This window comes from Bradyrhizobium zhengyangense, assembly GCF_022012555.1.
Taxonomy (GTDB): domain Bacteria; phylum Pseudomonadota; class Alphaproteobacteria; order Rhizobiales; family Xanthobacteraceae; genus Bradyrhizobium; species Bradyrhizobium zhengyangense.
Genome location: NZ_JAKLTZ010000002.1, coordinates 745,988 through 763,424, shown reverse-complemented (window position 1 = coordinate 763,424; position 17,437 = coordinate 745,988). Strand labels below are relative to the sequence as shown.

General features: G+C 64.3%; 18 protein-coding genes. 7 read left to right on the top strand and 11 right to left on the bottom strand.

Annotated features, from left to right (window positions below):
• Window positions 1–8: 8 nt before the first annotated feature.
• Window positions 9–2,465, bottom strand: a complete 2,457-nt coding sequence (locus L6639_RS08800) for a heavy metal translocating P-type ATPase (RefSeq protein WP_237860811.1) — start codon at window positions 2,463–2,465, stop codon at window positions 9–11.
• 50 nt (window positions 2,466–2,515) lie between these two features.
• On the opposite strand from L6639_RS08800, the gene L6639_RS08795 reads away from it, so the two are divergent.
• Entirely contained in the window at window positions 2,516–2,791 is a 276-nt protein-coding gene (locus L6639_RS08795) for a metal-sensitive transcriptional regulator (RefSeq protein WP_007598521.1), read from the top strand.
• A gap of 39 nt (window positions 2,792–2,830) precedes the next feature.
• Here L6639_RS08795 and L6639_RS08790 read toward each other — a convergent pair whose 3' ends face one another.
• Entirely contained in the window at window positions 2,831–3,790 is a 960-nt protein-coding gene (locus L6639_RS08790) for a YiiX/YebB-like N1pC/P60 family cysteine hydrolase (RefSeq protein WP_237860808.1), read from the bottom strand.
• Window positions 3,791–3,979: 189 nt separating this feature from the next.
• Between L6639_RS08790 and L6639_RS08785 the strand changes: the two genes are divergently transcribed.
• The gene (locus L6639_RS08785) at window positions 3,980–5,368 is read left to right on the top strand and encodes a flavin monoamine oxidase family protein (protein WP_237860805.1); all 1,389 of its coding nucleotides are present in this window, start codon (window positions 3,980–3,982) and stop codon (window positions 5,366–5,368) included.
• Window positions 5,369–5,372: 4 nt separating this feature from the next.
• Here L6639_RS08785 and L6639_RS08780 read toward each other — a convergent pair whose 3' ends face one another.
• From L6639_RS08780 to pheS, 3 genes are read right to left on the bottom strand one after another with little or no spacing between them, the layout of a single operon-like run.
• Window positions 5,373–6,143, bottom strand: a complete 771-nt coding sequence (locus L6639_RS08780; protein ID WP_237860803.1) for a sulfite exporter TauE/SafE family protein — start codon at window positions 6,141–6,143, stop codon at window positions 5,373–5,375.
• Between the two features lie 19 nt (window positions 6,144–6,162).
• The gene (gene pheT, locus L6639_RS08775) at window positions 6,163–8,571 is read right to left on the bottom strand and encodes a phenylalanine--tRNA ligase subunit beta (protein WP_237860801.1); all 2,409 of its coding nucleotides are present in this window, start codon (window positions 8,569–8,571) and stop codon (window positions 6,163–6,165) included.
• Window positions 8,568–9,650 (bottom strand): phenylalanine--tRNA ligase subunit alpha, encoded by a 1,083-nt coding sequence (pheS, locus tag L6639_RS08770; RefSeq protein WP_237860799.1) that lies wholly within the window; start codon window positions 9,648–9,650, stop codon window positions 8,568–8,570. Before pheS ends, pheT begins: the two co-directional genes overlap by 4 nt.
• Window positions 9,651–9,801: 151 nt before the next feature.
• Between pheS and L6639_RS08765 the strand changes: the two genes are divergently transcribed.
• Window positions 9,802–10,215 carry a hypothetical protein gene (locus L6639_RS08765; RefSeq protein WP_237860797.1) on the top strand — a complete coding sequence of 138 codons (414 nt, stop codon included), beginning with the start codon at window positions 9,802–9,804 and terminating at the stop codon, window positions 10,213–10,215.
• A gap of 11 nt (window positions 10,216–10,226) precedes the next feature.
• Here L6639_RS08765 and rplT read toward each other — a convergent pair whose 3' ends face one another.
• A complete protein-coding gene (rplT, locus tag L6639_RS08760) occupies window positions 10,227–10,586 on the bottom strand; it encodes a 50S ribosomal protein L20 (protein WP_027561620.1) in 360 nt (119 codons plus the stop codon).
• Window positions 10,587–10,676: 90 nt separating this feature from the next.
• Window positions 10,677–10,877: a 50S ribosomal protein L35 gene (gene rpmI, locus L6639_RS08755; RefSeq protein WP_027535561.1), complete on the bottom strand. Its 201-nt coding sequence runs from the start codon at window positions 10,875–10,877 to the stop codon at window positions 10,677–10,679.
• Between the two features lie 274 nt (window positions 10,878–11,151).
• Between rpmI and L6639_RS08750 the strand changes: the two genes are divergently transcribed.
• Window positions 11,152–11,550 (top strand): hypothetical protein, encoded by a 399-nt coding sequence (locus L6639_RS08750; RefSeq protein ID WP_237860795.1) that lies wholly within the window; start codon window positions 11,152–11,154, stop codon window positions 11,548–11,550.
• 60 nt (window positions 11,551–11,610) lie between these two features.
• On the opposite strand, the gene infC is transcribed toward L6639_RS08750, so the two are convergent.
• Complete coding sequence (gene infC, locus L6639_RS08745) at window positions 11,611–12,150, bottom strand: translation initiation factor IF-3 (RefSeq protein WP_148778009.1); 540 nt, start codon at window positions 12,148–12,150, stop codon at window positions 11,611–11,613.
• A gap of 251 nt (window positions 12,151–12,401) precedes the next feature.
• Here infC and L6639_RS08740 point away from each other — a divergent pair, with 251 nt between their 5' ends.
• Complete coding sequence (locus L6639_RS08740; protein ID WP_237860793.1) at window positions 12,402–13,202, top strand: alpha/beta hydrolase; 801 nt, start codon at window positions 12,402–12,404, stop codon at window positions 13,200–13,202.
• 73 nt (window positions 13,203–13,275) lie between these two features.
• Window positions 13,276–13,743, top strand: a complete 468-nt coding sequence (locus tag L6639_RS08735; RefSeq protein ID WP_237860791.1) for a nuclear transport factor 2 family protein — start codon at window positions 13,276–13,278, stop codon at window positions 13,741–13,743.
• Between the two features lie 3 nt (window positions 13,744–13,746).
• Here L6639_RS08735 and L6639_RS08730 read toward each other — a convergent pair whose 3' ends face one another.
• The 3 genes from L6639_RS08730 to L6639_RS08720 are packed head-to-tail and all read right to left on the bottom strand — an operon-like array spanning window position 13,747 to window position 16,402.
• Complete coding sequence (locus L6639_RS08730; protein WP_237860789.1) at window positions 13,747–14,535, bottom strand: acyl-CoA thioesterase domain-containing protein; 789 nt, start codon at window positions 14,533–14,535, stop codon at window positions 13,747–13,749.
• A gap of 44 nt (window positions 14,536–14,579) precedes the next feature.
• Window positions 14,580–15,761 (bottom strand): tRNA epoxyqueuosine(34) reductase QueG, encoded by a 1,182-nt coding sequence (gene queG, locus L6639_RS08725; RefSeq protein ID WP_237860787.1) that lies wholly within the window; start codon window positions 15,759–15,761, stop codon window positions 14,580–14,582.
• Window positions 15,710–16,402 carry a glutathione S-transferase family protein gene (locus tag L6639_RS08720; protein WP_237860784.1) on the bottom strand — a complete coding sequence of 231 codons (693 nt, stop codon included), beginning with the start codon at window positions 16,400–16,402 and terminating at the stop codon, window positions 15,710–15,712. Before L6639_RS08720 ends, queG begins: the two co-directional genes overlap by 52 nt.
• A gap of 169 nt (window positions 16,403–16,571) precedes the next feature.
• Here L6639_RS08720 and L6639_RS08715 point away from each other — a divergent pair, with 169 nt between their 5' ends.
• On the top strand, window positions 16,572–17,378 hold the full coding sequence (locus L6639_RS08715) for an undecaprenyl-diphosphate phosphatase (protein WP_237860782.1): 807 nt from the start codon (window positions 16,572–16,574) through the stop codon (window positions 17,376–17,378).
• The last annotated feature ends 59 nt before the right edge of the window (window positions 17,379–17,437 follow it).

Here is a 17,437-nt window from a genome sequence, read left to right as displayed (position 1 = left end):
AGTCACTATCACAGCCGCGTCGCGCGCAGCCGCAGCGCATTCCCGACCACGCTGACCGAGGACAGCGCCATCGCAGCCGCCGCGATGATCGGCGAGAGCAGCACGCCGAAGGTGGGATAGAGAATGCCGGCGGCAATCGGGATGCCGGCGGCGTTGTAGATGAAGGCGAAGAACAGGTTTTGCCTGATATTGCTCATCGTCGCCTGCGACAGTTTTCGCGCCCGCACGATGCCGGTGAGGTCGCCCTTGAGCAGCGTGACGCCGGCGCTTTCCATCGCCACATCTGTGCCAGTGCCCATGGCGATGCCGACTTCGGCGGCGGCCAGCGCCGGCGCATCGTTGACGCCGTCGCCGGCCATGGCGACGCTGCGTCCGGCCTTTTGCAGCCTGGCCACCACCGCGCTCTTCTGGTTCGGCAGCACTTCGGCCTCGACATCGGCAATGCCGAGCCGCCGTGCGACCGCTTCCGCCGTGGTGCGGTTGTCGCCGGTCAGCATGATCACCTTGATGCCTTCGTCGGCGAGCGCCTTCAGCGCGTCAGGGGTCGAAGCCTTGACGGGATCCGCGATCGCGAACAGGCCGGCGAGCTTGCCGTCGACAGCCATGTTGATGACGGTGGCGCCGTCACCGCGCAGGCGTTCGGCTTCACTGTCGAGCGCCTTGGTGTCGATGCCGATCGAGGTCAGGTACTTTGCGTTGCCGAGCACGATGCTCTTGCCATCGACCTTGCCCGTCGTACCCTTGCCCGTCGGCGAATCGAACTCTTCGACCTGACCGAGCGCGAGCTGCTTCTCCTTCGCCGCGCGCATGATGGCGTCGGCGAGCGGATGCTCGCTGGCGCGTTCGACGCTCGCCGCAAGTCGAAGGATGTCATTCTCGGCAAGACCTGATGCCGGCACGATCGCCACCACCTTGGGCTTCCCCTCGGTCAGCGTGCCCGTCTTGTCGACCACCAGCGTGTCGATCTTCTCCATCCGCTCCAGCGCCTCGGCGTTCTTGATCAGGACGCCGGCCTGCGCGCCGCGGCCGACGCCGACCATGATCGACATCGGGGTCGCGAGGCCCAGCGCACAGGGGCAGGCGATGATCAGCACGCTCACGGCAGCAACGAGACCAAAGGCCAGTCGCGGCTCCGGCCCGAACCAGGCCCACGCCACGAAGGCAGCGATGGCGACGGCGATCACCGTCGGCACGAACCAGCCGGCGACTTGGTCGGCCAAGCGCTGGATCGGCGCGCGCGAGCGCTGCGCATCCGCGACCATCTGCACGATCTGCGACAGCAGCGTTTCGCGGCCGACCTTGTCGGCGCGCATGATGAAGCTGCCCGATTGATTGAGCGTGCCGGCGATGACCTTGGCGTCGACCTCCTTGGTGACGGGCATGGATTCGCCTGTTACGAGGGATTCATCGAGCGACGAGCGTCCTTCCAGGATGATGCCGTCGACCGGCACTTTCTCGCCGGGACGAACACGCAGGCGATCGCCGGCATGCAGCGTGTCGATCTCGACCTCATGCTCGCTGCCGTCAGCATCGACGCGCCGCGCGGTCCTGGGTGCGAGCTGCAGCAGCGCCTTGATCGCGCCAGATGTCGCGTCGCGGGCGCGCAGCTCCAGCACCTGGCCGAGCAGCACAAGGACGGTGATGACGGCGGCTGCTTCGAAATAGACAGCGACGGCGCCCCCATGGCCGCGGAAGGTGTCGGGAAAAATCTGCGGCGCGATGGTGCCGAGCAGGCTGTAGACATAAGCAACGCCGGTGCCCATCGCGATCAGCGTGAACATGTTGAGATTGCGCGTGAGCAGCGACTGCCAGCCGCGGACGAAGAACGGCCAGCCGGCCCAAACCACAACGGGGGTGGCGAAGACGAGCTGGATCCAGTTCGATATCGTCGGGTCGATCCAGTTGTGCGGACCGGCGAGATGGCCGCCCATCTCCAGCACCACGGGCGGCAGCGCGAGCGCGCCGCCGATCCAGAAGCGCCGCGTCATGTCGGCCAGCTCAGGATTGGGTCCGGTCTCCAGACTCGCGACCTCCGGCTCCAGCGCCATGCCGCAGATCGGGCAGCTGCCCGGTCCGACCTGGCGAATCTCCGGATGCATCGGGCAGGTGTAGATGGTCCCTTCAGGCATCTCCGTCTCGGGCGCTTTCTCCTTCGCAAGATATTTTGCGGGATCGGCAGCGAATTTGGTGCGACAGCCGGCCGAGCAGAAATGGAAGGTCTCGCCGTTGTGCTCGAAGCGGTGCTTGGAGGTCGCGGGATCGACGCTCATGCCACAGACGGGATCGAGGACGTTTGCGGAAGCGCCGCCGTGATCATGATGATGGGCATGGTCGGCGTGATCGCCGTGCCCGCCGCAGCAGGACGAGGCCGCGGGCTGGGGAGCAGGCGCGGTGGTCTTTGCGGAGCAGCCGCAGCCGGATTGTGTGTTCCCGTCGTGATGATGCCTGTGATCCGCGTCGCTCATTCCTGCACTCCGGCCTTGAAACCTATACCCGGTAGGGGTATATAGGCCCCATGCGCAAGGACATCAAGGCATCTGTTGGAAAACGCCTCGGCCGGATCGAAGGCCAGGTTCGCGGCCTCTCGAAAATGGTAGAGGAAGACCGCTACTGCATCGACATCGTCACGCAGATCTCGGCGGTGCGCGCCGCGCTGCGCCGGGTCGAGGAAGAGGTCTTGAAGGATCACGTCGCGCATTGCGTCGAGCACGCGATTGCGAGCGGCGACAAGGCGGATCAGCGCGAGAAGATCGCGGAGCTGATGGCGGTGATCGGGCGGGCGGAGCGGTAGGGGAGGCTGTCTCGACGGTGGTGACGGGACGACAACGGATTATGCCGCCCGCTCTCTCGTGCGACCACGGCGTCTAGGCCGATACGCAGCGATCCTCTGTAGCAGCGGAAACCGCGCGGGGACTGGATCGGCGCTCACTTGCTCAGTCGAAACTTCAACCTGCGCTTCTTCGTCAACCGCTTCAGGAACGAGCGGCGGCGCACGGAGCGCTTCTGGAAACACACCGAATGAGCCCGCTACCTCCTCGAGCGGCTTTTGCTTGTCGGCCCAGTGCAGGGCTGTGTAGTCGAAGCCGTGCACGATGGTGGGTTTGACCACTTCGAAATAGGGCGAGATGTCGAAGTCGCGGGGCATGTAGAGCGAGGAATCGCGGATGTGCAGGATCTCGCGACGGGCGGCGCGGCTGCCGGCCTTGGTGATCTTCGGCAGGATCGGATAGCGCACGGCGTCGAAAGCCTGCGCGATCAGCGCCGAGCAGATGATCTTGGTCGGATCGCCCGAGCCGAGCGCGATCATGCGCCGTCGCCAGCGCTGTGGCACCGGCAGCGGGAACAGGAAACGCATCAGGTCCAGGATGTTCTTGGTGTCGTAGCCGAAGCCGATGCGGTTGATCGCATAGCGGCAGACCGTGTTGCGGTCCTCGTAGGACAGCCCGACGGGACGGCAGAGGCGGGTATGATAGGGGAAATATTTCGACAGCGGCGCCGAGGTGACGCCCTCACCGATATTGGCCTCGATCAGCACATGCGGTTCGCCGTCGGGCTCGACCGCACCTTCGACCGGGCCGACATAGAGCGCGGCGTGCGACCAGGTCGACTGCGTCAGATATTTGATGATGCCGGAGATGCGATTGTTGCCCTCGACCAGCATGACGTCGCCGGGCTGGATCACGCCGCGCAGATGCTCGGGGTCGCTGGGCGTGAACGGCTCATAGCCCGGCACCTCTTTCGAGAGGTACGCGGCTATCACCTTTCCGACTGAATCTAGGACCGTCCCCATGAACTCCCCCGGGCCTTTCTGGCCGTCTTTTTCTTTACATCTGTATCATGGTCGAAACCTGTTGCAATTCGGTTCATGGCTCTGTGAGTTCAAGCACGATTGATTCACCATGATGGTTGCTGCGCAACATCAGATGCGGCAAGGTTCGCGGGCTGTTCCCGTTCGTCGCAAGTCTCCGGAAACCATGACATGACAATCACGCGCCGCAGCTTCCTATCGGCGTCGGTGGCCTTTGCCGCAGCGCCGGTCCTGCGCGCAACGGCCGCGCCCTTGCCACGTGAGGCTGACATTGTCGTGATCGGCGCGGGTGCGGCTGGCATCGCTGCAGCGCGGCGCGTCATGGCGGCCAATCGCAGGGTCGTGGTGGTGGAAGCGGCGTCGCAGGTCGGTGGGCGCTGCATCACGGATACGGTCACCTTCGACGTGCCGTTCGATCGCGGCGCGCGCTGGATGCACAATCCCGACACCAATCCGATGATTCGGCTCGCGCGTAGCGCCGGGCTCGATGTTTCTCCCGCGCCGTCGGGCCAGAAGATGCGCATCGGTCGCCGCAATGCGCGCGCGGGCGAGACCGAGGAGTTTCTGGCGGCGCTGGTGCGCGCCAACAGGGCCATCGACGAGGCCGCGCGCGGCAAGCTCGATACGTCCTGTGCGTCGGTACTGCCGAAGGATCTCGGCGACTGGGCAGGCGCGGCGGAGTTCTTGCTCGGCGCGGGCTTTGCCGGCAAGGATTTGAAGGAGCTGTCGGCGATCGACAAGGCGCGCGCGCAGGACCGCAACGCCCCGATCGCCTGTCGTCAGGGCCTGGGCACCCTGATCGCCAAGCTCGGTGAGCAGGTGCCGACAGTGCTTTCGACGCCGGCCAGCCGGATCGTCTGGAGCAATCGCGATGTCAGCGTGGAGACGCAAGCCGGCAAGATCGCCGCGCGCGCCGCCATCGTCACGGTTTCGACCAACGTGCTCATGTCGGGTGCGTTCAAGTTCGCGCCTGATATCCCCAAGCGCATGCTGGATGCGGCGTCCAAGCTCACGCTCGGCAGCTACGATCACATCGTGGTGCAATTGCCGGGCAATCCGCTCGGGCTGTCGCGCGACGACATCCTGATCGAGCAAAGCAACTCCACGCGCACCGCACTGATGTATGCCAATATCGGCGGCTCTTCGCTGTGCTCGATCGACGTCGGCGGCTCGTTCGGCCGCGATCTCTCGGCGCAGGGCGAGAGCGCGATGACGGCGTTTGCGAAGGAATGGATCTCAAAACTGTTCGGCAGCGAAGCGGCGGCCGCCGTGCAGAAGACCGTCGCGACGCGCTGGAACGCTTCGCCCTACGTCATGGGCGCGATGTCGGCGTCCTCGCCCGGCGGCCAGCTCTCGCGAAGGATCTTGACCGAGCCGATCGGCAATGTGTTCCTCGCCGGCGAAGCCACGCATGAGACGTTGTGGGGCACCGTCGACGGCGCCTGGGACAGCGGCGAGCGCGCCGCGGACGCCGCGCTCCGCAAGATCGGCGCGCTGAAGGACGAGCCGGCCGATGTGCCGACGCAATCGACGAAGCGGCGGCGCGCGCCGCGGCACTAGGCGATTAGCGCAACACCTTGTCCAGCACCGGCAGCCCCGTGATTACCGCGATCGCGATCAAGGCGTAGCAGATTCTGCGAAACACAATCTCACTCGCGCGGCCGAACAGCGAGGCGCCGAAAGCGACGCCGATGGCATAGACCGGGCCGACGATCAGCGAAAGCACGAGCGATTCGCGCGAGATCAGGCCTGATGTGGCATAGCTGACCATCGAGAAGAAATCCGAGGCGCCGAAGAACAGCAGGATGTTGGCGCGTGCCACGATCGAGGCAATGGGCCGGCCGAGCCAGTAGCCGACGATCGGCGGGCCGCCGGTCTGCGCCAGGCCGCTACAGAAGCCGGAGAGACCGCCGATGCCGACCGAGAGCCAGGCGTGGTCCTTGCCGCGGTAGCGCCAGCCCGACAGCAACAGAAGCAGCAGCGCGGTGACGAAGCAGGAGATGATCCAGCGCGTGGTGACGGGCTCGAGCACGCTGAGGAAATAGGTGCCGATGGGTACGCCGACGAGCGCGCCGAGCACGATCACGGCGGTCGCCTTGCGATCCGCCTTCCGCCAGGCGTCAGGCAGCAGCGGCGCGGCGGCAACGAAGTCGATGACGAGAAGAAGTGCCGCCACAAGCCGCGGGGCTGCGATGCTGCTCGCGAGCGGCATGAAGATCAGCGCAGAGCCGAAACCCGAGAAGCCGCGCGCGGTGCCCGAAACGAAAGCGACGGCGCAAAGCGCCATCGCGATGGTGAGACTGACGTCCTTCGGGAGGAAGTCGGTGATACTCATGCCCTGTCATTCCAGGGCGTTACGCCCTCAACGTACCGCCGGTCTTCTTCGTGACCTCCGCCACGATCTTCGCGGCAACGGCTTCGATCTCCTGATCGGTCAGCGTCTTCTCGCGCGGCTGGATGGTCACCGCGATGCCAACGGACTTCTTGCCGTCGTCCATGCCCTTGCCCTCGTAGACGTCGAAGACGTTCACGCCGGTGATCAGCTTCTTGTCGACACCTTGCGCGGTGCGGACGATGTCGCCGGCCTTGACAGTGCGGTCGACGATGAAAGCGAAGTCGCGCGACACGGGCTGGAATGCCGAGAGCTCGATCAGCGGCTTGGCGCGGGTCGGTTTCTTCTTGGCTTCCGGGATGCGGTCGAGGATCACCTCGAACACCACGAGCGGGCCGTCGGCGCCGAGCGCTTCCAGCGCACGCGGATGCATCTCGCCGAAATATCCGAGCACGTTCTGCGGCCCGATCTGGATCGTGCCGGAGCGGCCCGGATGCAGCCAGGCGGGACCGCCGGCGACGATCTGCAGTGCCTGCATCGGCGCGCCGGCCGCAGCCAACACGGCGAGCGCATCGGCCTTGGCGTCGAACACGTCAGCCTGCGCCGAGCCCGACCAGTGCCGTCCCAGCCCTTCCGATGACGCAAGGCCGCGGCGCACGCCGCTCGCCGCCATGAACTGATCCTGCGGGCGATCGCCCCTGAACAATTGCCCGACCTCGAACAGCACGACGTCGCCATAGCCGCGGTCGGCATTGGCTTGTGCGGCCGCGACCAGACCCGGCAGCAGGCTCGGCCGCATGTCGGAGAGGTCAGCGGCGATCGGGTTCGCCACTTCCAGCTCGCGCTGGCCGCCGCCGAACAATTGTGCCGCAGTCTTCGTGATGAAAGACCACGTCACCGCCTCGGTCATGCCGCGGCTCGCCAGTGCGCGCCGGGCGCGGCGGGTGCGTAGCTGCAGCGGCGTCAGCACCGATTTGCGCGCGTCCTCACCGCGCTCGAACGGCGTCATGGGCACCTTGTCGACGCCGTAGATGCGGACGACCTCCTCGACAATATCGGCCTTGCCGTGCACGTCGGAGCGCCATGAGGGCACCGCGACCTTCACGACCGGGCCGGGCCCCGCCATCATGAAGCCGAGATGGGTCAGGATGCGCTTCATCTCCGGCATCGGCACCTCGATGGCGGAGAGCCGTTTCACCTCGGTGACAGGGAAATCGATGATGCGGTCATCGCCGAAGGTCTTGCCGACCACGACGTTCTCCGACGGCGTGCCGCCGCACATCTCCATCACCAGCTTGGTGGCAAGCTCGAGCCCGGGCACCATGAAGGCCGGATCGACACCGCGCTCGAAACGGTAGCGCGCATCGGAGTTGATCCCGAGCTTGCGGCCGGTCTGAGCGATATTGATCTCGTTCCAGAGCGCCGACTCGATCAGCACGTCAGTGGTGGTCTCGTCGCAGCCCGAGGCCTCGCCGCCCATGATGCCGGCGAGCGATTCGACGCCGTGCTCGTCCGCGATCACGCAGATCGAGGGATCGAGATTGTAGGTGCGGCCGTCGAGCGCGAGCAGCGTTTCGCCGTCGCGGGCGTGCCGCACGACGAGGTTGCCCTTCACTTTCTTGGCGTCGAACACGTGCAGCGGGCGCGCGCGGTCGTAGGTCATGAAGTTGGTGATGTCGACCAGCGCATTGATCGGGCGCAGACCGATCGCGGTCAGCCGCTTCTGCAGCCATTCCGGCGACGGCCCGTTCTTCACGCCGCGCACGAGACGGAGCGCAAAACCCGGGCATAGATTGGCGTCCTCGACCGTGACCTTCACGGGACAAGGGAATTCGCCCTTGATCGGCTTGATGCCGGGGTCCTTGAATTTGCCCATATCGGCAGCCGCGAGATCGCGCGCGATGCCGTGCACGCCGGTGCAGTCCTGCCGATTCGGCGTCAGGTTGATCTCGATCACGGGATCGCCGAGCGCGGCCCATTCGGCGTAACCAGCGCCGACAGGCGCGTCGGCCGGCAGCTCCATGATGCCGTCATGATCGTTGGAGATCTGCAGCTCGGCCGCCGAGCACAGCATGCCGCGACTCTCGACGCCGCGGATCGTGCCGACACCAAGCGTGATGTCCTTGCCGGGAATGTAGGTGCCGGGCGGTGAGAACACGCTGACAAGCCCGGCGCGCGCATTCGGCGCACCGCACACCACCTGCACCGGCGCGCCACCGTCCCCGGTGTCGACCATGCAGACGCGCAGGCGATCGGCATTGGGATGCTGCTCGGCCGAGATCACCTTCGCGATGGTGAACGGCTTGAGCGCCTTCGCCTTGTCCTCGATGTTCTCGACCTCGAGCCCGATCATGGTGAGCTTGTCGGCGAGCTTATCCAGCGACTCGTCGGTGTCGAGATGATCCTTCAGCCAGGAGAGGGTGAATTTCACGAGCTCAGCCCTCCCGCGAGTGTCGGCACTTCGAGCGGCTTGAAGCCGTAATGGCTCAGCCAGCGGACGTCGCTGTCGAACAGCTGGCGGAGATCGGCGATGCCGTATTTCAGCATGGCGATGCGGTCGATGCCCATGCCCCAGGCAAAGCCCTGGTACTCGTCGGGATCGATGCCGCAGGCGCGCAGCACGTTCGGATGCACCATGCCGCAGCCGAGAATCTCGAGCCAGTCCTCGCCCTCGCCGAAGCGGATCTCGCCCTTGTCGCGGCGGCACTGGATGTCGACTTCCAGCGACGGCTCGGTGAACGGGAAGAACGAGGGACGAAAGCGCATGTTGATGTGGTCGACCTCGAAGAACGCCTTGCAGAACTCGTGCAGGATCCATTTGAGGTGGCCGAGATGCGAATGCTTGTCGATGACGAGGCCTTCGACCTGGTGGAATTGCGGCGTGTGGGTCGCATCCGAATCGATGCGATACGTGCGGCCCGGGCAGATCACGCGGATCGGCGGCTTCTGGCTCAGCATGGTGCGCACCTGCACCGGCGAGGTGTGGGTTCTAAGCAGCATGCGCGAGCCGTCCTCCTTCGGATGGAAGAAGAACGTGTCGTGCATCTCGCGCGCCGGATGGCCTTCCGGGAAATTCAGCTTTGTGAAGTTGTAATCGTCGGTCTCGATGTCTGGACCTTCGGCGACCGAGAAGCCCATGTCGGCGAAGATCGTGGTCAACTCGTCCCAGACCTGGCTCAGCGGATGGATGCGTCCCGTTTCAGCCTGCGCATCGCGCAGCGGCTGCGTGACGTCGACGGTCTCGGACGCGAGCCGCGCATCGAGCGCCGCGGACTTCAGCACGTCGCGCCGTGCGGCGAGCGCCTCGGTGACCTTGTCCTTGGCCTGGTTGATCGCCGCGCCTTGCGTCTTGCGCTCGTCGGGCGACATCTTGCCGAGCGTGGCCAGCAGCGCCGAAATCGAGCCCTTCTTGCCGAGGGCTGCGACGCGCACCGCTTCGAGCGCGGCTTCATCGCCGGCGGCGGCGATCTGGTCGAGGATGGATGTTTCAAGCGTTGCGAGGTCGGACACAGTCAAATCCTTGCTGCCAAATTCGGCTGGGTTGTCGCCGCCCGAAGGGCGTAACGTCAAGCAAAAAGCCGGTCATTTCGTGCTCTGAGCGGCTGGGTTGAACCTCGCGCGGGGACCCGGCACCAAGACAGGATACGAGGAGACCCTTGCGATGCTTTCGAAATGCTCTTTGGCCGTCTTGGCCGTCGTTCTGTCGGTCGCCGCCACGCCTGCGCGCGCCATGGTCTGCATGGACACATCCACGACGCTGGACGAGGTCGTCGACACCATCGGCAGCCAGAAGGGCTGCGAAAGCGCGATGAAGGTCTTCAAGGATTGCGAGCTGACCGCGAGCGGCGACGTCCAACTCGGCGCTGCCGTCGAAAAGAAGTGTGAGGCGGACTTCAAGCCCGGCCTCAGTGCCGCGCAGACACAGGCCTACAAGCGCGAGATGCACGCGTGCGACATCAAGTACCGGAACAAGTCCGGCACCATGTATCTCTCGTTCACGGCATTCTGCCGGGCGGAGGTCGCCCAGCGCTACTCGCAGCGCGCGCTGAAGGCTGCGGGCCAGAAGACCCGCTAGCGCAGGCCTTATCAGGCCGCGAGCGCAGCCTTGGCCTTCTCGGCGATCGCCTGGAACGCCGCGGGCTCGCTGATCGCGAGATCCGACAGTACCTTGCGGTCCACGGTGATCCCGGACTTGGCCATACCGTCGATAAATCGGCTGTAGGTCAGACCGAACGGACGAACCGCAGCATTGATGCGCTGGATCCAGAGCGCGCGGAAGGTGCGCTTCTTGCGCTTGCGGTCACGGAAGGCGTACTGCTGGGCCTTCTCCACGGCCGGCTTGGCGGCGCGGATGGTGTTCTTGCGGCGGCCATAGAAGCCCTTGGCGGCCTTGTAGACTTTCTTGTGCTTGGCGTGGGCGGTCACACCGCGTTTGACGCGAGACATGACAAATATCCTTCAGAGATGACTTTGTTTTCGGATCGCCACGAACGACGCGGCGGAGATGGCAATGATCTTCGACGTCCTTGGACGCGATCAGGCGTTCGGCAAGAAGTACTTCTTGACGTTATCGCCGTCGGTCTTGAACAGCACGCTGGTGCCGCGAAGCTGACGGATCTGCTTCTTCGTCCGCTTGATCATGCCGTGACGCTTGCCGCGGTGGGCGAACATCACTTTGCCGGTGGCAGTCACCTTGAAGCGCTTTTTAGCGCCCGATTTGGTCTTCAGCTTGGGCATTTGGCTCTCCTAATGGCCAAGGAAATCCGCCCGCGAAGGCGGCTTGGCCGTCAAAAATGCTCGTTAGAGCGTTGATTGTGCTCAGGTTTTTGCGACAAAGCGCGAAACCCGCACGAAACACCGCCACGGCAGCCCTAAATCAGCCGGGCGATGAAGGCCGCGCTTATGACAGAGAACGGGCGAATTGGCAACGATGAACCGTTGCAGCCTGGCCGCCGACTATTCGGGATTGATACTCTCATTTCCTAGCCGCATCGCCCGGAGCAGGACCAAAATGGCCTATTTTTCCCAGTCGATTTTGTCTGTTGTCACTCGTCCGCGCAGTCTTGTGCTCTTCGCCACTTTTGCCACGGCCGCCGTTCCGTCGGCTGCCGATGCCCGCATCGGTGGCTATGACGGCGTCTGGAATGTCACCTTCGCCACCACCCGGGGCGCCTGCAGCTCGGGCTACAGCGTCCCCTTCACCGTCACAGGCAATCGGGTGTCGTCGGCCGGCGGCGGCCGGGTCTCCGGCACTGTCAATCGCGGCGGCGCCGTCGCGGTCCAGGTGTCGGTCGGCGCCTCCCACGCCAGCGGCGGCGGCCGGCTCGGCGGCGCAGCCGGGGCTGGCTCGTGGAAGGGTGTCATTTCCGGCGACCAGTGCAGCGGCACATGGCAGGCTTCGCGAACCTGAAAAAACGGCCCGCCGGAGATCCGGACGGGCCGTTGAAATTTCGGCTCTTGCGCGCCGGCGTCAGCGAGGCGCCAGCACCATGACAACCTGACGGCCTTCGAACCGGGCGTCCTGCTCGACCTTGGCGAGCTCGGCGACGTCGGTCTTGATCTTGTCCAGCAGCTTGGTGCCGATCTCCTGGTGCGCCATTTCGCGGCCGCGATAACGCAGGGTGATCTTGACCTTGTCGCCCTCTTCGAAGAACCGCAGCATCGCGCGCATCTTCACGTCGTAATCGTGATCGTCGATCATCGGGCGGAGCTTGATCTCCTTGATCTCGACGGTCTTCTGACGTTTGCGGGCTTCGGCGGCTTTCTTCTGGGCGGAATACTTATACTTCCCGTAGTCCATGATCTTGCAGACGGGAGGGCTGACATTTGGCGAGATCTCGACCAGATCCATGCCGGCTTCCTGGGCCATCTTGATGGCAAGCATCGTCTCGACGGTGCCTTTGTTGTCACCGGTCTGATCGATCAGCTGGATCTGCGCATTGCGAATATCATCATTGATGCGCGGCCCGTCTTTGGCGGCAGGGGCTGGGGCTCTATTGGGACGGCGAATGGGTGGTTCTCCAAAGCTGTGAAAGGAAGCGGCTATTTTGTAGGAAGATGCGTTTGCCGGCAAGCAAGTCGCCCGTGTGAGAGCGAAAAACCCTCAAATGCGAGGCATTTTGGTCACGCCCATCGGCACGGTGCACGACATAGACACCTTGCCCCTGTTCCGCAAGCGTCCCAAAGGGACAATACCAAGATAGGGTTGCCTCGCGGAATGCGTCTCAGGACCTCAAACCTCACAACAAGAGTAAACGTTCCATGACCCCAGCAATTCCCGATGCCGTGCTCGACTTCATCGATGTTGGCGAGGGTCCCTCAGCGCGCCGGATCGCGGTTCGCCATCGCGCCGGCCAAGGGTCTGGTCAAGGGCCCGGCGTCGTCTGGCTCGGCGGCTTCAAGTCGGACATGCAGGGCGGCAAGGCGGTGGCGCTGGACGGCTGGGCCGGCGAACATGGCCGCGCCGCCGTGAGGTTCGACTATTCCGGCCACGGCGAATCCAGCGGCGATTTCGCCGAGGGAACCATCGGCAGCTGGCTCGAGGACAGCGTCGCGGTTTTCGAGCGCTTCTGCACCGGCCCGCAAATCCTGATCGGCTCTTCCATGGGCGGCTGGATGGCGCTGCTGCTCGCGCGCGAGATCAAGAAGCGTTCCGGCAGGGCCTCGCTGGCGGGCCTGGTGCTGATCGCACCGGCGCCCGACTTCACCGAGGAGCTGATGTGGAAGAATTTCTCGCCCGAGGTGAAGCAGGAAATCGAGACCAAGGGCTTTTGGCTCAGGCCGTCCGAATATGGCGACGGCACGCCCTATCCGATCACGCGCAAGCTGATCGAGGAGGGACGCAACCATCTCGTGCTCGGCAGCGCCATCGATCTCGGCTGTCCGGTCCGCATCCTGCAAGGGGCGAAGGATCCTGATGTGCCGTGGCAGCACGCGTTTGCTTTGACCCACCGCCTGCCGGCCGACGACGTCGTGCTGACCCTGATCCAGGACGGCGATCACCGCCTGTCCCGCCCGCAAGACATCGCGCGCATTCTTGCCGCGGTGGCGGAGATCGGGTGAGGTGTTGCGCAGCACTCGGTGTCATCGCCCGCGAAGCCGGGGCATGACCGAGAATGGGGAAGGAGAATCGCCAATGACCACCACCGCCATGCTGCGCGCCTTCTGCGACGCCGTCGAACAGCGCAACGGTGGTGCCTTCGCTGACCTCTTCACCGAAGACGGCATCTATCACGACGTGTTCTACGGTGCCTTTGCAGGGCGCGAAAAAATCGCGGCGATGATCGACGACTGGTTCTATCGCGCGGCGACGGATTTTCGCTGGGACATGCACGATCCCGTGTCGGACGGCACCACGCTCTATGCGCGCTACACTTTCAGCTACAAATCGACTCTGCCGGACGCGAACGGCGCGCGGGCAATGTTCGAGGGCGTCGCGATCATGACGCTGAAGGGCGGCAAGATCGTGAGCTATCACGAGGTCGCCAACACCGCGCCCGCCTTCGTCGATCTGAAGTTTGCACCCGAGCGCATTGCGAAGATCGTCGGCAAGCAGGGCGCGGAGCTGAAGGCGCGGCCGGAGATGCAAAGGCATTTGGAATGATGGCTAGGGCGGCGGCACCTTCGCCATCGGCTTGCGCTGCGCCAGTGCAGCGACCGTCGCGGTGCCGATCGGGCCTTGCTCGTCATAGAGCCAGCATTCGCCGATCGCGACGCCAGCAGTCGCCTGGTGGTTCACCACGTCGAAGCCGATCCAGTTCGTCACCGGCAGGCGGTGCAGATAGATCGTGACGTCGCTGTTGATGTAGCCGAGCCCCTTGTCGCCGGCATTGGCAAAGGGGCTCGCGAAATCAGCGCCCGTGGCAACATGCACGAATGGTGTCATCGGCACGCCAGCAACCAGCTCGCGCACCTCGCTCATCCAGAGCCGGCGCGCTCCCAGCGAGCCCATATGGCCGACAATGGGCCGCGTCGTCCATTTGCCGTTCATGCCGAGCCTGGGATCGGTGGGCTTTGGAATGTCCGACGGCTTCGGCACGTCCCAGTTCGGCGGCGACCAGACATTGCCGTCCGGATTCTGCGTCTTTCGCAGCAGCTGGCACGAGGCGCGCGCCATGCTGACGCCGCCGGAAATGAACTCCGCCTCGACCACGCGGATGCGCAGCCCATCACGGACGAGCCGCGTCGTCACTTCGATCGGCTTGTCGATGGTCGGCAGCCGAAACATGTCGACGGTCAAGCGCGCCGGCACGAATTCAGGGCCGGAATGGCGCTCCTCGATGGCAAAGCCGAGCAGACCGATAATGACGCGTCCGTGCAGCGATTTCGGATCCCAGGGGCCGTTGGCCACTTCCGTCGGATGGAATGTATCGCCCTCGCGGGTGAAGAAAGGCATGTTTGTTGTCATGGCGCGCGACTTTGCGGGAACGCGCAGGGAAATCAAGTCTGGGAAGCGGCTCGCCATTCCTTGCAGACGCTCTCGTCGCGCTCATTCGCGAGAGCAGTTGCCCTTGCTTCCGCGAAATCATTCGGTGGCAGCAAATGCCCCAACGCCCATACCGCAGCGCCACGCACCAGCGGGCTCGCATCATCGAGCAATCGCCGCGCTTCCGCCGCCAACGCAACTTCTCCGGAGTTGCCAATCGCGATCAGCACATTGCGCAAGAAGCGATCACGACCGATACGCTTCACCGGTGACTTCGTGAACAGCGCCCGAAACGCCGCGTCGTCGAGCCGTGAAAGTTCAGCAAGACCGGGCGCACGCAACTCATCCCGCGCGGCGAGCTTGGCTTCGCGCCCTTCTTGCGCGAACTTGTTCCAGGGACACGCCGCAAGGCAATCGTCACAGCCATAGATGCGATTGCCGATGGCCTTGCGAAACTCCTGCGGGATCGGCCCCTTGTTCTCGATGGTCAGATACGAGATGCAGCGCCGCGCATCGAGCTTGTAAGGCGCGGGAAACGCGGCGGTCGGGCAGATGTCGAGGCACGCCTGGCACGAGCCGCAATGATCGATCTCGGCGGAATCGCGCGGCAGTTCGAGCGTGGTGTAGATCGCGCCGAGAAACAGCCATGAGCCGAATTCGCGTGAGACGAGATTGGTGTGCTTGCCCTGCCAGCCCAGATGCGCAGCTTGCGCCAGTGGCTTCTCCATCACCGCGGCGGTGTCGACGAACACTTTGACCTCGCACGGCGCAGTCGCGACCAGCCAGCGCGCCAGCGCCTTCAGCCGCTTTTTGATGAGGTCGTGATAATCGTCGCCCTGCGCATAGACCGAGATCGCGGCGTGCGCGCGCTGCTTCAGGATCGCGAGTGGATCCTGGTCGGGGCCGTAATTGACGCCGAGCATGATCACGCTGCGCACGTCGGCCCACAGCCCGCGCGGATCGACGCGCCGCTCCGGCTGGTTCGCGAGCCAGTCCATGTCGCCATGGCCGCCGGCAGCGATGAATTCGAGAAAATGCGCGCCGGCCGTCTCGATCGTGCCTGGCTCGGTGATGCCGATACAGTTGAAGCCGAGCGCGCGCGCCTCGCGCGTCAGCGCCGCCTTCAGTTCAGTCGGATCGGTCGTCAGAAATCCAGGTCCACGTAGGTCCGCGACGCCGGCACGCCGGCCAGCCATTCGCTCAGCAGCGGGCGGAACGACGGGCGGGATTTCACCCGCGCGTACCACGCCTTTGCTGCGTCGTCCTCGCTCCATGGCACGTCGCCGAGATAGTCGATCGCCGAGAGGTGCGCCGCGGCGGCGAGATCCGCGTAAGTGAGCCGGTCGCCGGCGAGGAAGTTACGCGTTTGCGCGAGCCAGCCGATATAGGCCAGATGATAGCGCACATTGGCCTTGGCTGCGCGCATCACGTCGGCCGAAGGCGGGCCGCCGCCATTGTCCTCGCTCATGAAGCGCTTGTAGATCCGCTCGGTGACGAGCGGATGCGAGACTTCCTCGAAGAACTTTTCGTTGAACCACGCCATCAGCCGGCGCACCTCGACGCGCTCGGCGATCGTCTCAGGCATCAGGCGCTTGGGTCCCATCTCGGCGCCATAGGCCTCGTCGAGATACTCCGCGATGATGGCCGCACCCGGGATCGGCGGCTGCTCATCGTCCACCAGGACAGGCGTCGTGCCCGCCGCGTTGAGCAGCAGAAATGCCTCGCGCCGTTCCCAGCTGCGCTCCTCGGCGAGCTTCAGTTCGAGCCCGTATTCGCCCGCGATCAGGCGGATGAAGCGCGAATGCGGGCAGAACGGATGATGAAACAGCGTAAACATGAAGCCTTTGACTATTTGATGGTGCTTAAGAATCCATCAATGTTTGTGCGGCGCCACACTAGTCCTTCAAATCAGCGAGGCAAGGGCGCGTTAGCGCATTTTGCGATTGCGAGCGAGGGGCGAATAGGCGAGAAGAGCCCCGCTTTTCCAGCGGAAATGGACCGTAAATATGTCAGATGCAATACGGGCAGTGATCCTCGGCATCATCGAGGGTGTGACCGAGTTCCTTCCCGTGTCCTCGACCGGCCACCTGCTACTGGCCGAGCGCTTCTTCGGCCTCGGCGAGGGTGCGTTCTGGGATTCGTTTACGGTTCTGATCCAGTTAGGTGCGATCCTCGCGATCGTCGGCCTCTACTTCAAGAAGCTGTGGGACGTCGCAATCGGCATGTTCACGGGCGATGCCTATGCGCGCCGCTTCGTGATCGGCGTGCTGGTGGCGTTCCTGCCCGCTGTCGTCGTCGGCCTCATCGCCGGCAAATACATCAAGAGCATGTTGTTCAATCCGTGGGTGGTGTGCTTCTCTCTGATCGTCGGCGGCGCCATCCTGCTCTGGGTCGACAGGCTCGATCTCAAGCCGCGCGAGCATGATGCCACCAAGTTTCCGCTGCTGACGTATCTCTATATCGGCATCGCGCAGTGCGTGGCGATGATCCCGGGCGTGTCGCGCTCCGGCGCCAGCATCGTCGCCGCGATGCTTCTGGGCGCGGACAAGCGGGCGGCGGCGGAATTCTCGTTCTTTCTCGCCATCCCCACCATGATCGGCGCGTTCGCCTATGATTTCTACAAGAGCCGCGCCGAGATGACGATGGACCACATGGGTATCGTCGCGATCGGTTTCGTGGTGTCGTTCATCACCGCGATCATCGTGGTGAAGAGTTTCCTGGAATACGTCACTCGCCACGGTTTCGTGGTCTTCGCCTGGTGGCGCGTCATCGTCGGCACGCTCGGCCTGATCGCGCTGGCGCTGGGCCATTAACCTTTGCTGACGGGCCTCAACGCAATATCAGCTTTTGACCGCTAGGCAGTTTGCGGGGC

Bases quoted from the DNA above. Each gene is read 5' to 3' on its own strand.
- L6639_RS08715 (WP_237860782.1), top strand. From the start codon at position 16,572: ATGTCAGATGCAATACGGGCAGTGATCCTCGGCATCATCGAGGGTGTG.
- L6639_RS08790 (WP_237860808.1), bottom strand. From the start codon at position 3,790: ATGGGGACGGTCCTAGATTCAGTCGGAAAGGTGATAGCCGCGTACCTC.
- L6639_RS08780 (WP_237860803.1), bottom strand. From the start codon at position 6,143: ATGAGTATCACCGACTTCCTCCCGAAGGACGTCAGTCTCACCATCGCG.
- L6639_RS08735 (WP_237860791.1), top strand. From the start codon at position 13,276: ATGACCACCACCGCCATGCTGCGCGCCTTCTGCGACGCCGTCGAACAG.
- L6639_RS08765 (WP_237860797.1), top strand. From the start codon at position 9,802: ATGCTTTCGAAATGCTCTTTGGCCGTCTTGGCCGTCGTTCTGTCGGTC.
- L6639_RS08730 (WP_237860789.1), bottom strand. From the start codon at position 14,535: ATGCCTTTCTTCACCCGCGAGGGCGATACATTCCATCCGACGGAAGTG.
- queG (WP_237860787.1), bottom strand. From the start codon at position 15,761: ATGGCTGGCCGGCGTGCCGGCGTCGCGGACCTACGTGGACCTGGATTT.
- rpmI (WP_027535561.1), bottom strand. From the start codon at position 10,877: ATGCCCAAGCTGAAGACCAAATCGGGCGCTAAAAAGCGCTTCAAGGTG.
- L6639_RS08720 (WP_237860784.1), bottom strand. From the start codon at position 16,402: ATGTTTACGCTGTTTCATCATCCGTTCTGCCCGCATTCGCGCTTCATC.
- rplT (WP_027561620.1), bottom strand. From the start codon at position 10,586: ATGTCTCGCGTCAAACGCGGTGTGACCGCCCACGCCAAGCACAAGAAA.
- L6639_RS08795 (WP_007598521.1), top strand. From the start codon at position 2,516: ATGCGCAAGGACATCAAGGCATCTGTTGGAAAACGCCTCGGCCGGATC.
- L6639_RS08785 (WP_237860805.1), top strand. From the start codon at position 3,980: ATGACAATCACGCGCCGCAGCTTCCTATCGGCGTCGGTGGCCTTTGCC.
- L6639_RS08750 (WP_237860795.1), top strand. From the start codon at position 11,152: ATGGCCTATTTTTCCCAGTCGATTTTGTCTGTTGTCACTCGTCCGCGC.
- L6639_RS08800 (WP_237860811.1), bottom strand. From the start codon at position 2,465: ATGAGCGACGCGGATCACAGGCATCATCACGACGGGAACACACAATCC.
- L6639_RS08740 (WP_237860793.1), top strand. From the start codon at position 12,402: ATGACCCCAGCAATTCCCGATGCCGTGCTCGACTTCATCGATGTTGGC.